This window comes from Streptomyces sp. CB02923 (assembly GCF_001905005.1).
GTDB lineage: Bacteria > Actinomycetota > Actinomycetes > Streptomycetales > Streptomycetaceae > Streptomyces.
The window spans coordinates 41,843-55,991 of the sequence record NZ_LWKZ01000007.1 but is presented as its reverse complement, the minus strand read 5'-3'; the positions used below and the strand labels follow the sequence as shown (position 1 = coordinate 55,991).

The following is a 14,149-nucleotide window of genomic DNA, read 5'->3' as shown; positions in this document are numbered from 1 at the left end:
GGACGGACTTCCTCAGGGGCAACAGCGGCCGCTCGCGTGTTCTTCCCCGGCCGCCGCTCCTCCGGCCGCCGCTCCTCCGGCCGCCGCTCCTCCGGCCGCCGCTCCTCCGGCCCCGGGCCGGCCGTGGCCGCATTCCGGCCGGTGCGCGGCGGGTGTCGCGGCAGGCGTCGCGGCGGGTGTCCCGGTGGGTGCCGCAGTGGGCATCACGGTGAGCGGCCGTGGTTCCTGCCCGTCACCCGCCCTGTTGTGCCGTCAGGCCGCGGAGAATAACCCGGCTGTGTAATTCCTGTGCGGGAACTATCCCCTTTCTGTGAGGGGTAGGTATCGGCCATGCTTTGTACCGTCATTTACGGGAGAGCGTGCAGCGGGAGGGCGGAAAGCGGCAGGTGGAGGGGCGGGCGGGCTGGTCCGCTCCGTGCGTCGAGACGTTGAAGGTCGAACGGAGGCGCAGGTCGGGGCGGGTGGCCGGGAGCGTCCGGGCTGCGGAAGAAGCGATCCTGCGGGGGTGGAATTCCGATCGGTCCCGACTGCTGGTTTCCCTCCGGACGGATTGACCGGAAAGCTGCTGGACGCAGTAGGATTCGTCATTCCGTTTCCTGACCTCATGTTTCTCTCATGTTCCCGTGGCACGGTGAGGTGGCGAGTTCGAGACGGCATTCGGGATCCACGTGCGTACGTACCTTTTCCTGTGGCGGGACGTCCCGCTATTCCGTTGCCGTCGCCGCCGGTAATGCTTCGATCCCCCTGAAATCCGGCCTCGGCGCAAGGCCGCCGACCGTGGGAGGCGCCGTCCGCGGCGGTGCCCCGCACGGTCGTGCCCGCGCCGGGCACCCACCGTCGCCCTGCGGTGCCCCGAACCCCTCCGCTTCCGGGAGAGACCACCATGTCCGCCACCACCTTCGTGGACCGGCCCCTCTTCACCGAACGGCCGCGCGGCCGCTGGCAGTTCTGGCACACGCCCGCGGGCTGCCCGCGCTGGGACCGGCCCGCGCTCCTGGGCATCGCCGCGCTCGCCGCGGTGCTGTACGCCTGGAACATCACCAGCAGCGACTACGCCGGCTACTACGCCGCGGCCGTACGCAGCATGTCGGAAAGCTGGAAGGCCTTCCTCTTCACGTCCTTCGATCCGGCGTCCACCGTCACCCTGGACAAGATCGGCGGGTTCCTGTGGCCGCAGGCGCTGTCCGCGCGGCTCTTCGGGTACAGCAACTGGGCCCTGACGCTCCCGCAGTGCGTCGAGGGCGTGGTCTGCGTCCTGGTGATCCACCGGACGGTACGGCGCTGGCGCGGCCCGGCGGCCGGGCTCCTCGCGGCCGGGGTGCTGACGCTCACTCCGGTGGCGGCGTCGATGTTCGGGCACGCGCTGCTGGAAGCGCCGCTGACCATGTGCCTGGTGCTGGCCGCCGACCGGTGCGCGAAAGCGATGTCCACCGGACGGCTGCGGCCCCTGCTGCTGGCGGCCGTCTGGGTGGGACTGGCCTTCCAGGCCGCGATGATGCAGGCGTGGATCATCGTGCCGGCCCTGGCCGTCGCGTACGTCGTGGTGTCACCGGCCGCGCTGCGCAAACGGCTCGGCCAGCTGCTGACCGCGGGCGCGGTGCTGTTCGCCGTCTCGTTCTCCTGGGTCCTGCTGATGACCGTCGTACCGCAGGACTCGCGGCCGTACGTGGACGGGTCACGCGACAACAGCGCCCTGTCGATGGTGTTCGGCTACAACGGCTTCGACCGGCTCGGCTCCGGCTGGAACATCGACGCCGCCAACAGCACGACGGCGGGCGCGGCCAAGGGAGCGTCAGGAGCGGGCGGCGCCGGAGCCGGGCACGGAGCCGAGAACGGTGCCGACACCGGCGCCAAGGGCGGTCCGGCCGAGCGCCCGCCGGGTGCCGGGTCCGGGCGGCACGCGCCCGGCAAGGCCGGTTCCGACGCGAAATCCGCTTCCGGCACCGGTCCGGCGCAGGGCGCCCGGCGAGCGCCGGGCGGCGGCGGGTCGCAGGTCGCGGTGGGCGCTCCCGTCAGCGGCTGGTCCAAACTCTTCCGCGCGCCCCTGGCCCAGCAGATCGGCTGGCTCTTCCCGCTCGCGCTGTCCGCCCTCGTCCTCGGCTTCTTCACCCGCCGCAGGCAGCCCCGTACGGACCCGGTACGCGGCGGCTACCTCCTGTGGGGCGGCTGGCTGCTCACGGCGGTGGGCGTCATGAGTGCCATCAACGTCCCGCATGCCACGTACATGTCCGCCCTGGCGCCCGGCCTCGCCGCGCTGTCCGCCGCCGGAGTCGTCACGCTGTGGAGCGCCCGTCGCCGGGAGACCGCGCGCCGCCCGGCAGACGGGAATCCGGCGACCGGGCCCAGGGGGCTCCGGGCGCGGGCACTCCGGGCGTGGGCGCTTCCCGCCGTCGTCGCGGTACAGGCGGCCTGGGCCGTCCACCTCGTCTCCGGCCACTCCGGCTGGGTGCCGTGGCTGATCCCCGTGATCATCGTGACCGCGCTCGCCGCCCTCGGCCTGCTCGCCCACGGCGCCCTTCGCGCCCGGCGCGCAGACGACGGGCCGGGCAGCGGAAGCGTTACGGATACCGAAGGCGCTCCGGATGCCGCAGGCGCCCCGGCGCGCGCCCGGCGCCACACCCGCGCCCGGCGCATCGCCGCCGCCGGTCTCGTCGCCGGCTGCGTCACGATGACGGCGGCCCCCGCCACCTGGTCGCTGTCCGTACTGAATCCGCGGTACACCGGTTCGGCGCACTCGGCTTCAGCGGGCCCGCAGGACTCCACACTCGGCACGCCCGCCCGGCTGTCGGACACCCAGCGCAAGATCCTCGATTACGTCGAGCGCCGCCGCGGAGCCGCCGATTACGCGTTCTCCGCCGCCCTGCTCACCGCGGAGCCGTACATCCGGCTGGGCGGCTCCGCGGTCCTGCCGCTCGGCGGATTCGCGGCAGGGACCGAACCGGTCACGCTCAGCGAGTACCAGCGGCTGGTGGCGTCCGGGAAGCTGCGCTTCGCGCTCGTCGGCGAGGGCGACGACGCGGGCGCGTCGGAGAAGGCGCGGATCAGCCGGTGGGTGCGGTCGGCGTGCGAGAAGGTCGACCCGTCGGCGTACGGGGGCGAGACGCGGACCGGGAGCGGCGGCGCGGCCGGATCCCGGGGTGGAGCGGGGGCGGGCGCGGGTGCCGGTGCCGGTGCGGGTGCTGCCGGTGCCGGTGCCGGACAGAGTCTCTACCGCTGCTCGGCCGCGGACGCGCGCGGTTGATGGTGACGGGGTGTCAGCGGCCGTGGCATGTCGGCGGAGACCGCCCCGGCCCTGCCCCCGCTTCCGCTGCCGCTATGACCCTCTTGGTCCGTCGTGCCCCTCTTGACCCGTGAGCGAGCGGGCCAGCACAGTACGGGGGACCGTCTGGTCCGACCGGCCTCCTGACCCCGCGTCAGGGGAGTTGGAGGGTGCCGTGCACAGCAGCCCGCGCGTCGTGCCGTCGGGCCCGGACACCGGCGTACCGGGGGCGGGCGCGCCGCGGAGCGCCGTACCGCAGGTCGACGAGGCGGCCGCCGTGGCCCTCACGCAGGACCTCGTCCGGCTGCGGACCGTCAACGCGGCGGGCGCCACCACCGTCGAACAGCCCGCCGCCGACCTCCTCTCCCGGCTCTTCACCACCTTCGGCTGGCCGCACGAGGCGGTCGAGGTGGCCCCCGGCCGGCCCAACGTCGTCGCGGTCGTCGAGGGCGGTGGCGGGCCGGGCCGCACCTTGATGTTCGAGGGGCACACGGATGTCGTGACGGAGGGCGACGCCGACGCGTGGACCGTCGACCCGTACGGCGCGGAGATCCGCGACGGGCGGCTGTGGGGCCGCGGCGCCGCCGACATGAAGTCCGGGGTGGCGGCCATGGTCTACGGAGTGCGGGCGCTTCAGCAGGCCGGGCCGTTCCCCGGCCGGGTCGTGGTCGGCGTGCTGTGCGACGAGGAAGGGCTGATGCTCGGCGCCAAGGCGTTCGCCGCCTCGCCGTCGGCCGCCGGGGTGGACGGCGTCGTCGTCTGCGAGCCGGAGGGGTACGAGGTGTGCACCTCGGCCCGCGGCGGCATCCGTCTCCGGCTCGGCCTCCACGGGGTGATGGCCCACGGCGCGATGCCGCAGGAGGGCCGTAACCCCCTCATCGCGGGCGCGCGCATCGTCGCCGCGCTGGCGGAGGCCGAGGAGTGGGCGGTCCGGCGGTACGGGACCCATCCGCACGCCGGGACGGTGACCGTCACCCCGACGGTGCTGCGCGCCGGAGACCCCGACCAGCTCAACGTCATCCCCGGTCACGGCGTGCTCGGCGTCGATGTACGGACCATTCCCGGTACCGACCACGCCGAAATCATCGAGCACCTGCGGAGGACGGCCACGGCCGCGGCGGCCGGCGTGGGCGTCACCGTCGAGCTGACCGTCGTCGACGACCGGCCGGCCGTCGAAGTCGACGCCGGTCACCCGCTCGTCGAGGCCCTGGTGGCCGGTCACCGGCAGGTGCACGGCGCCGAGCCGCCCTTCGGCGCGGTTCCCGGCACGACCGACGGGACGATCCTGACCCGCGACGCTGGCCTGCCGACCGTCGTCTACGGGCCGGGCGGCAAGTGGATCGCCCACCAGAAGGACGAGTACGTGGAGGTGCGGGAGATCGCCGAGTACGCGCGGGTCTACGCCGCGGCGGCCCGGCACTTCCTCGACGGAAGCGACACGCGGTCCGAAGGCGGCGACGCCGCATGAAGCCTCCCCACGGCCAGGACGCGGCGGACGTCTATCCCGGCGCCCTGCCCCCGGGCCTCCCCGTGGGCGACGGCTGGGTGCCCGCCCCGCGTACCGGGCCGGTGGTCTTCCCGTACGACGGGGAGGAGTTCGCCACCGCCCCGGTGGGCGACGCGGACCTCGCCCGCCGCGCCGTCGGACACGCCGCGGCCGTCCGCCCCCGCGTCGCGAAACTCGCCTCGCGCGTACGGCGCCAGGTGCTGGGCGGCGTGGCGGCGGACCTGGAGGCCGTCGCCGGCCCGATGGAGGATCTGCTCGTACGGGAGACGGGCAAGCCGCGGACCGACTGCCGTACCGAAGTGCGGCGGGCCGTGGCCACCTGGCAGGCCGCCGCCGACGAAGTGGCGCACATCCACGGCGAGACGGTGCCTCTGGACCTGCTGCCCTCCGGGGACGGCATGATCGGGTTCTGGACCCGGCGCCCGGTCGGCGTCGTGGTGGGCATCGCCGGCTTCAACTACCCGGTGCTGCTGGCCTCCCACAAGATCGCCCCGGCGCTCGCGGCCGGCTGCCCGGTGATCGTCAAACCGGCCCCTGCCACGCCGCTGGCCACCCTGTGGCTGGTCCACCTCGTACGGGAACGGCTCACCGCGGCCGGTGTGCCCGCGGGCGCCGTCCAACTGGTCACCGGCGACACCGAGGTCGGCCGCACCCTGACCACGCACCCGGAGGTCGCCGCGGTCTCCTTCACCGGCTCCGCCGCCGTCGGCCACCGCATCGCCCGGGACGCCGCGCCCCGCAAGGTGGTGCTCGAACTCGGCTCCAACGCGGCGCTCGTGGTCGCCGCCGACGCCGACCTCGACGCCGCCGCCGACGCGGTGGCCCGCGGCGGCTTCTACGCCTCCGGCCAGGCATGCATCGCCGTACAGCGCGTGATCGCCGTCGCGGAGATCGCCGACGAGCTGGAGCGGCGGATCGCCGAACGGCTGCCCGGCATCGTCGTCGGCGACCCGCGCGAGGAGGACACCCGGGTCGCCGCCCTCATCGACGAGGCGGCCACCGCACGGGTGCTGGCCTGGATCGACCGGGCCCGCGCGGCCGGAGCCCGGCTGGTGGCGGGCGGCACACGGGTCGGCCGGTGCCTGGCGCCGACGCTGCTGGCGGAGGTGCCGGACGGTCAGCCCGCCTGGGACGAGGAGATCTTCGGGCCGGTCGTCGCGCTGCGTACGGTGCCGGACCTGGACGCGGCGTACGACCTGGTCAACGCCGGACGGTACGGGCTGCACGCGGCGGTCTTCACCCGCGGCCTGGACGCCGCCTTCCGGGCGCTGGACGCCCTCGACGTCGGCGGTGTGGTGATCAACGAGGTCCCGGGCTACCGCAGCGACGTGGCTCCGTACGGCGGGGTCAAGGACTCGGGGCTGGGCCGCGAGGGGCCGCGCTTCGCGATCGAGGAACTGACGGTGACGCGGATGGCGGTGATCCGCCCGTGAGCACGGCGGGGAGCGACGGCGGCACGGCCCCGACGCACACCCCGGCGCCCCCGGCCCTCGTACTTCACCCCGCACCCATTCCCGCAGCTCACCCCGCAGCACCTCACGGACAGGGAGCAGACCATGGATGACACCGTCGGCGCGCCGGTCGAGTACGCGCGGCTGTTCCGCCTCGACGGACGGCGGGTCGCGGTCGTCGGCGGAGCGGGCGGTATCGGCCGGGAGGCGGTACGCGCCCTGGCCGCCCACGGCGCCGAGGTGATCGTCGCCGACCTGGACGCGGCCGGTGCCGCGCTGGCCGCGGAGGCCGCCGCCGCGGAGCCGCCCGCCCCCGGCAGCCGCACCGGCACCGCGACGGCCTTTCCCCTCGACGTCCTGGACGCGGACGCGGTGCGGGCCGCGGTGGACCGGTGGGGTGCCCTGGACGGGCTGGTCGTCACCGTCGGCGTCAATGTGCGCAAGCGGATCGCCGACTACACCCCTGCCGAGTTCGACCGGGTGATCGCCCTCAACCTGCGGGCGGTCTTCACGCTCGTACAGGCCGCCGCGCCCGCCATGGCGGAACGCGGCCGGGGCAGCGTGGTCGGTCTGGCCTCGATGCGCGCCTTCCAGGTCGAGCCGGGGCAGAGCGCGTACGCGGCGTCCAAGGCCGGGCTGGTGCAGTTCCTGCGGACGGCCGCGGCGGAGTGGGGGCCGCGCGGCGTCCGGTTCAACGCGGTGGCGCCCGGCGTGGTCCGTACGCCGCTCACCGACCAGATCGCCGCCGACCCGCAGTGGTACGACGCCTACGCCGAGGCGTCCGCGCTGCGGCGGTGGGCCCGCGCCGACGAGATCGCGGGCGCCGTCGCCTACCTCGTCTCGGACGCGTCCACGTTCGTCACCGGGAGCGTCCTGTCGGTCGACGGCGGGTGGACGGCGGTCGACGGCAGGTTCGAACCGTCGGTCTGAACAGCGCCCGGCGGTCCGGCACACGGACCGCCGGGCCGGGAAAACGGAGCCAGATGCCCACACCCCCCACCACCACCTTCGACGTCCCCGACCTGGCCGCCCCCGTGGAGATCCGCGTCGACCGCTGGGGCGTGCCCCACCTGTACGCCGCCTCCCAGGACGACCTCTTCCTCGCCCAGGGCTTCAACGCCGCCCGGGACCGGCTCTTCCAGATCGACCTGTGGCGCCGCCGCGGGCTCGGCCTGCTCTCCGAGGTGTTCGGCGAGAGCTGCCTCGAACACGACCGGGCGGCCCGGCTCTTCCTGTACCGCGGCGACATGGCCGCCGAATGGGCCGCCTACGGGCCCGGTACGCAGCGCATCGCCACCGCTTTCGTCAGCGGCGTCAACGCGTACGTCGCGCTCTGCCGGGCCCATCCCGAACACCTGCCACCCGAGTTCGCGCTGCTCGGCCACCAGCCCGCCTACTGGGAACCCGCCGACGTCGCCCGCATCCGCAGCCACGGTCTCTTCTACAACCTGGAACAGGAGGTCGCCCGCGCGCTGACCCTGCGCGACCACGGCCCCGCCGTCGAGGACCTGCGCCGGGTACGGGAGCCCGCGCACGACCTGCGCGTACCGGAGGGCCTCGACCTGTCCCTCATCCCGGACGACGTGCTCCGCGTCTACCAGCTGGCCACCACCCCGCCCTGGGAGGACGGCTGGCCGTCCCGGGGGCCGGACGGCAGCAACAACTGGGTGATCGCATCGTCCCGTACCGCCACCGGCCGCCCACTGCTCGCCAACGACCCGCACCGCGCCGTCACCCTGCCCGCGCTGCGCTACCTCGCCCACCTGTCGGCTCCCGGCATCGACGCCCTCGGCGCCGGGGAGCCCGCGCTGCCCGGCATCTCCATCGGGCACAACGGCCGGATCGCCTTCGGGCTGACGATCTTCCCCGTCGACCAGGAGGACCTGTACGTCTACCGCACCAACCCGGCCGACCCGCGGGAGTACCGGTACGACGGACGCTGGGAGGCCATGCGCCACGTGACCGAGACCGTCCCGGTGCGCGACGCCGGGCAGCCGGCCACCGTCGACCTGTGGTTCACCCGGCACGGCCCGGTGATCCACGACGACCCGGAGCGCGGCACGGCGTTCGCGGTACGGGCGGCCTGGCTCGGCCCCGGCATGGCCCCGTACCTGGGCAGTACCGGGTACATGACGGCGGAAGGACCGGACGCCTTCGTCACCGCCATGAGCCGGTGGGGCGCGCCCGGTGAGAACCAGGTGTACGCCGCGCCCGACGGGACCATCGGCTGGCAGCCCGCCGGCCGGGTCCCCGACCGCCCGAACTGGGACGGCACCCTGCCGGTGCCCGGCGACGGCCGCTACGAGTGGGCGGGCTTCCACCCCGTCGCATCCCTGCCGTCCGTACGCGACCCCGCCCAGGGCTGGTTCGCCACGGCCAACCAGATGAACCTCCCGCCCGGCTACCCGAACGCCGACCGGACCGTGACCTACGACTGGTCGGCGCCCGCCCGGCACGACCGGATCGCCGGGGAGCTGGCCGCCCGCACCGGCTGGACCGTCGCGGACTGCGTACGCCTCCAGACCGACCACACCAGCCCGACCGCCCGCCGCATCCAGCCGCTGCTGACCGGGATCACCAGCGACGACCCGGGGGTGGCATGGGCGCTGAAGCAGCTCGGCGCCTGGGACGCCGAGCTGGCACCCGACTCCGTACCCGCCGCGCTCTTCGAGGTCTGGTACCGGCGGCACCTGCGTCCGGCCGTACTGCGACGCGCGCTGGCCCGGCTGCTGCCCCCGGACCGGCGGGCCGCCGCGCTGGCCCGCGTCCTGCCCGTGGCCGAGGCCGCCACCAACGACTCCCGGGTGGACCTCGGCCTGCTGCTCACCCCGGGCGACCGGCTCGGCCCCGACCCGGACGGCACCCTGCGTACGGCCGTCCTCGACTCCCTGCCCGGCGCGCTCGCCGAACTCGGCCGGCTGCTGGGACCCGACCGCGACCGATGGACCTGGGGAGCACTGCACCAGGCGGAACCACGGCACCCGCTCGCCACGTGGCTGGGGGAACGGGCTCCGCACTGGACCCGGATCGGGCCCGCGCCGCGCGGCGGCAGCGGCGACACGGTCGACGCCACCACGTACGGCCCGGACTTCCGGCAGACCAACGGGGCGACCTTCCGGCTGGTGGTCGACGTCGGCGACTGGGACGCCTCGGTGGCCATGAACGCGCCCGGCCAGTCCGGCGACCCGGACAGCCCGCACCACCACGACCTCTTCGCGGACTGGGCCGCGGGCCGCGCCTTCCCGCTCCTGTACAGCCGCGCCGCGGTCGAGCGGCACACCACCCACGTGATCATGCTGAGGCCGCCGGACGGGCCCGGCACGACCGCCGCCGCATAAGCGTGATTCAGATCACGGGAATTGTGGTGTAACAAACCACCGGTAAGAGCGCGATGAATAAAGAGGTGCTCGCCGTGCACCATGCCTATGTGTATCGAGAGGTTCCTCGTGTCACTCACCTCGCCCGTCATGCGACCGCAGGAAACAGCCGAATCCCCGGCCCCGCTAGCCGTACCGTCCGACGGTACGGCGATCGAGGCGGCCGGCGGATTCACCCTGTCCCACGGTGACGAGGGGGACGCTCCGGCGCAGCAGGTCGCCGGTGCCGGAGCCTCCGCCGACCCGGTCAAGGACTACCTGAAGCTGATCGGCAAGGTCCCCCTGCTCAACGCCGAACAGGAGGTGGAGCTGGCCAAACGCGTCGAGGCCGGCCTGTTCGCCCAGGAAAAGCTGGACACCGGCGAGCCCGCCGGGACGCTCCGGCGCGAGCTGGAGATCCTGGTGATGGACGGCGGACGCGCCAAGGAGCACCTGGTCGAGGCCAACCTCCGGCTCGTCGTCTCGCTCGCCAAGCGCTACACGGGGCGCGGGATGCTCTTCCTGGACCTCATCCAGGAGGGCAACCTGGGCCTGATCCGCGCGGTCGAGAAGTTCGACTACGTCAAGGGATTCAAATTCTCCACGTACGCGACCTGGTGGATTCGGCAGGCCATCACCCGGGCGATGGCCGACCAGGCCCGTACGATCCGCATTCCCGTCCACATGGTCGAGATCATCAACAAGGTGGCGCGGATTCAGCGCCAGCTGCTCCAGGACACCGGCCGCGAACCCACCCCGGAAGAACTGGCCAAGGAACTCGACATGGCCCCGGAAAAGGTCATCGAGGTACAGAAATACGGCCGTGAACCGATATCCCTGCACACGCCGTTGGGCGAGGAGGGCGACAGCGAGTTCGGTGACCTGATCGAGGACACCGAGGCCGTCGTCCCGGCCGAGGCCGTCGGCTTCTCCTTCCTCCAGCAGCAGCTGCGCTCCATCCTGGAGACCCTGGCCGACCGCGAGGCGGGCGTCGTCTCCATGCGCTACGGCCTCACGGACGGGCAGCCCAAGACGCTCGACGAGATCGGCAAGGTCTACGGCGTCACCCGCGAGCGGATCCGCCAGATCGAGAACAAGACCATGTCGAAGCTCCGCCACCCGTCACGGTCCCAGTTGCTGCGCGACTACCTCGACTAGCCGGTCTCCGGGGGGCGCGTAGCAGGTCTCCAGGGGGCGCGCGTGCCTGCGCAACGCGCCCTCCGCAGCCCGGTGACCGGCCGCCGGGCCGCTGCTAGCCTCACAGCAGCGGCTCGCGGGGGACGGGGGTCCGGGATGAGGTCCGCAGCAGCGAAAGCCGGTCGTGTCACCGCCTCGGTGATCTTGGCGCTCCTCGCCACCACCACGGCCTGCGGGCAATCCGGCGGGCCGCCCGCTCCCGGCGGCGTCCCGCCCGGCGCGGGGTCCGGTGGCGCCGCGTCGTCAGCGTCCGGACACGGAGCGGCGGACACCGGCGGGCCGGGCGCGAGCGGAGCCGGCACCGGCGGGCCGGGCGCCGGCAGGACCGGCACCGGCGGGCCCGGCACCGACGGCGGCTCGCGCGGCGCCGGGAGCGGCCCGGACTCGTACCGTCAGGGCGGCGACCCGGTCGATCCGGTGTCCCAGCCGCCCACGGACACCGGCAACCCGGAGACGGCCGGTGTCGGCGACACGCCGAGCAACGGCCACCAGTCGCCCGCGCCCTCGTGCACCGATGCCTCGGGCCAGGAGATCTCGTGCCGATCGAGGAAACCCTCCCCGACGGCGGACGACACCTCGCCCAGCCCTTCGTGGACGGATACCGGGCAGTCCGGACGGTCCGGGCAGAACGCGGGAGGCGGCCCGACCGGGGAGACCGGGGAGACCGGGGAGACCGGGGAGGCCGGGCAGTCCCCGCGGTCAGCGCGGTCGGATACGGACAACGGTCGGCCCGGCCCCAGCCCGGCCGCCACCGACGTGCCCTGACCCGGCGATGGGCGCCCCGCCTGCCGTTCCGGGCGATCCGGCCGTCGCTGTGGCCCGCGCCCGTGCCCGGCGCCGCAGGCAGCTTCGCCGGGCCGCCCGCCGCAGGCAGCTCCGCCGGGCCGTCCCGCCGCCGCGCGCCTGCGGCCCCGACACGCCGTCGCAGCCCGGCCAGCGGTTCGAGTTCCTCAACACCGTCCTCGGCGCCGGGTCGCTCGTCGGCGGCCTGATGTTCTACGCGGGCGTCATGCACAGCAGCGCCTACTTCGCCTACTTCCACGTCCGCGCGTCGATCCTCGGCTTCGGCTTCCCGCAGATGATCATCTGGAGCCTGCGCCTGGTGACCCTCCCCGTCCTCGTCGGCCTCGCCCTCCTGGCCGTGACGCCACGCCTGCCGGAACTCCTCGTACTGCTCCGTGTCCCGCCCCGCGTCACCTACGCGGCGCGCCGGGCAGGCCGGGCCGTCGCCCGTCTGAACGCGCTGTTCCTGGCCGCCGGGGTCGTGCTGATGCTGCTGTGGCAGCGCATCCAGCCGTACGGGTGGGCGGCGCCCTTGCTGGTGGCCACCGGCCTCGTCCTGGGCCAGAGCGACGCGGCGAACCCCGGCAGACCGGCGCGCGGCCTGTGGCGCCGGGGCTTCCCGGTCGCGGCGGCCGCGCTGTTCCTCGTCTGGGCCATCGCCCTGGTGGCGGGCAGACTCGGCACCCAGGACGCCCGCGCGGCCGCCGCCCACCTCGTACGGCGCCCCGCCGTCGTCGTCCTGAGCACCGAACGCCTCAGCCTGACCGGCCCCGGCCTGGCGGCCGAAACCCTCCCGGGCATGCACTACCGCTACCGCTACACCGGGCTGCGGCTGATCCTGGAACGCGACCGCCGCTACTACGTCCTGCCCGTCGGCTGGCGCGCCCGGATCGACCCCGCCTTCGTCATCGAGGACGACGACACGATCCTGATCCAGCTCATGCCGGGCACCCAGCCCCGGGACGGGACCGACGTGCAGTGAGGGGCCGTGCCCCGACGGGCCGACAGATTTTGGTCCAGCGTGCAACCATTGTGCACTCGCGCCGGTCTGGGGTGGTATGAACGGATCGATGACGGGGACGCGGTCGCAGCGCGTGGCGGGGGCCGCGGCTGCCGTGGTGCTGGTGACACTGGGCGTGACGGTGACGCTCGGCAGCAGGGCGCCGGTGACCGGCGGCAACGGCGGGGCGCCCGCCACGGGACCGGAACTGACGCGTCCACCGTCCGGCACACCGTCCAGGTGACCGTCGGCGCGCCCGTCATCGCGGCCCGGCGGCGGAGCGCCGGACGGCTCGTCAACGGATCTCCCGGCGGCTCGTCGGCGGAGCGCCGGACGGCTCGTCAACGGATCTCCCGGCGGCTCGTCGGCGGAGCGCCGGGTGTTTTGCCGACGGATCGCCGGGCAAGGGCGTTTCCCCGTGCGGCCGTTGGCCGTACCGTGCGGTGCGACAGGTGCGGGCCCCGAGGTGCGGGCCCCGCGGTACGGGGTCGCGCACCGCACGGCACGCCCGGCAGACGACCGCAGGAGGACATGTGACCAGCGCAGTCGAGCACAGCTCCGTCGAGGTGAACGGCGTCCGGCTGCACATCGCCGAACAGGGGCAGGGGCCACTGGTCCTGCTCCTGCACGGCTTCCCGGAATGCTGGTATTCCTGGCGCCACCAGTTCGCGCCGCTCGCCGCGGCCGGATACCGGGTCGTGGCTCCGGACCAGCGCGGTTACGCGCGCAGCGACCAGCCGGCCGACATCGCCTCGTACACCATGCTGCACCTGACCGGCGACGTGATCGCCCTGATCCACGCGCTGGGGGAGGACCAGGCGGTCGTCGTCGGCCACGACTGGGGTGCCCCGGTGGCCTGGACGACGGCGCAGCTGCGCCCGGACGTGGTGCGCGGCGTCGTCGGGCTGAGCGTGCCGCCGGCGCCGCGCTCTCCCGTGGCGCCGCTGGCCCGCCTGCGTGAGGTGCTCGGAGACGGCTTCTACCAGGTCTACTTCCAGGAACCCGGCGTCGCCGACGCCGAGCTGGCCCAGGACCCCGCCGCGACCTTCCGCGCCATGCTGGCCAACGGCTCCGGCGACAGCGACTTCACCGACCCGCCCCGCCCGTGGGTCATCCCGGAAGGCGCCAAGCTGCTGGACGGGATGCAGGCCCCGGAGGAACTGCCCGGCTGGCTGACCCAGGAGGACATCGACACCTTCGCGGACGAGTTCGCCCGGCACGGCGCCCGTGCCTTCACCGGCGGCCTGAACTGGTACCGCAACATCGACCGCAACTGGGAACTGCTCGCGCCGTTCCAGGGCCGCGGCATCGACGTCCCCGCCCTGTACCTGGCGGGCGACCGTGACCTGGTCAGGGCCTTCCCCGGCATCGACGAGCTGCTGCCCGCCCTGGAGCGGACGATGCCGAACCTGCGCCAGCCCCCGGCCCTGCCCGGCTGTGGCCACTGGACGCAGCAGGAGCGGCCGGCCGAGGTCAGCGCCGCGCTGCTGGAGTTCCTGGCGGAGCTGCCCGCGGCGAAGTGACGGTGCGGCGGGCCGTCCGGCGCACGCCCTCCTCCGGGCGTGCGCCGGACGCCGTACGCGAACCGCTGCGCCG

The 14,149-nt window shown here is 74.2% G+C and carries 9 protein-coding genes and 1 pseudogene; all 10 read left to right on the top strand.

Annotated features, from left to right (window positions below):
* The first annotated feature begins 883 nt into the window (after window positions 1–883).
* The 10 genes and pseudogenes from A6A06_RS10330 to A6A06_RS10290 all read left to right on the top strand — a co-directional run bounded on the left by A6A06_RS10330 (window position 884) and on the right by A6A06_RS10290 (window position 14,076).
* Entirely contained in the window at window positions 884–3,241 is a 2,358-nt protein-coding gene (locus A6A06_RS10330; RefSeq protein WP_073760907.1) for an ArnT family glycosyltransferase, read from the top strand.
* A 193-nt stretch (window positions 3,242–3,434) separates the two neighbouring features.
* Window positions 3,435–4,727: a M20 family metallopeptidase gene (locus A6A06_RS10325; protein ID WP_079193925.1), complete on the top strand. Its 1,293-nt coding sequence runs from the start codon at window positions 3,435–3,437 to the stop codon at window positions 4,725–4,727.
* On the top strand, window positions 4,724–6,199 hold the full coding sequence (locus A6A06_RS10320; protein ID WP_073760906.1) for an aldehyde dehydrogenase family protein: 1,476 nt from the start codon (window positions 4,724–4,726) through the stop codon (window positions 6,197–6,199). Before A6A06_RS10325 ends, A6A06_RS10320 begins: the two co-directional genes overlap by 4 nt.
* Before the next feature lie 123 nt (window positions 6,200–6,322).
* Complete coding sequence (locus tag A6A06_RS10315; protein WP_073760905.1) at window positions 6,323–7,147, top strand: SDR family NAD(P)-dependent oxidoreductase; 825 nt, start codon at window positions 6,323–6,325, stop codon at window positions 7,145–7,147.
* Between the two features lie 53 nt (window positions 7,148–7,200).
* Window positions 7,201–9,555, top strand: a complete 2,355-nt coding sequence (locus A6A06_RS10310; protein ID WP_073760904.1) for a penicillin acylase family protein — start codon at window positions 7,201–7,203, stop codon at window positions 9,553–9,555.
* A gap of 207 nt (window positions 9,556–9,762) precedes the next feature.
* Window positions 9,763–10,731, top strand: a pseudogene (locus A6A06_RS10305) (RNA polymerase sigma factor); the annotation flags it as partial.
* 135 nt (window positions 10,732–10,866) lie between these two features.
* Window positions 10,867–11,535: a hypothetical protein gene (locus A6A06_RS10300; protein WP_199930796.1), complete on the top strand. Its 669-nt coding sequence runs from the start codon at window positions 10,867–10,869 to the stop codon at window positions 11,533–11,535.
* Window positions 11,536–11,542: 7 nt separating this feature from the next.
* Entirely contained in the window at window positions 11,543–12,535 is a 993-nt protein-coding gene (locus A6A06_RS10295; protein ID WP_073760901.1) for a hypothetical protein, read from the top strand.
* A gap of 88 nt (window positions 12,536–12,623) precedes the next feature.
* Complete coding sequence (locus A6A06_RS41525) at window positions 12,624–12,797, top strand: hypothetical protein (protein ID WP_199930795.1); 174 nt, start codon at window positions 12,624–12,626, stop codon at window positions 12,795–12,797.
* 289 nt (window positions 12,798–13,086) lie between these two features.
* Window positions 13,087–14,076 carry an alpha/beta fold hydrolase gene (locus A6A06_RS10290; protein WP_073760900.1) on the top strand — a complete coding sequence of 330 codons (990 nt, stop codon included), beginning with the start codon at window positions 13,087–13,089 and terminating at the stop codon, window positions 14,074–14,076.
* Window positions 14,077–14,149: the final 73 nt, after the last annotated feature.

Coding starts and splice junctions, on each gene's coding strand:
- A6A06_RS10330 (WP_073760907.1), top strand. CDS start 884: ATGTCCGCCACCACCTTCGTGGACCGGCCCCTCTTCACCGAACGGCCG.
- A6A06_RS10320 (WP_073760906.1), top strand. CDS start 4,724: ATGAAGCCTCCCCACGGCCAGGACGCGGCGGACGTCTATCCCGGCGCC.
- A6A06_RS10315 (WP_073760905.1), top strand. CDS start 6,323: ATGGATGACACCGTCGGCGCGCCGGTCGAGTACGCGCGGCTGTTCCGC.
- A6A06_RS10310 (WP_073760904.1), top strand. CDS start 7,201: ATGCCCACACCCCCCACCACCACCTTCGACGTCCCCGACCTGGCCGCC.
- A6A06_RS10300 (WP_199930796.1), top strand. CDS start 10,867: ATGAGGTCCGCAGCAGCGAAAGCCGGTCGTGTCACCGCCTCGGTGATC.
- A6A06_RS10295 (WP_073760901.1), top strand. CDS start 11,543: ATGGGCGCCCCGCCTGCCGTTCCGGGCGATCCGGCCGTCGCTGTGGCC.
- A6A06_RS41525 (WP_199930795.1), top strand. CDS start 12,624: ATGACGGGGACGCGGTCGCAGCGCGTGGCGGGGGCCGCGGCTGCCGTG.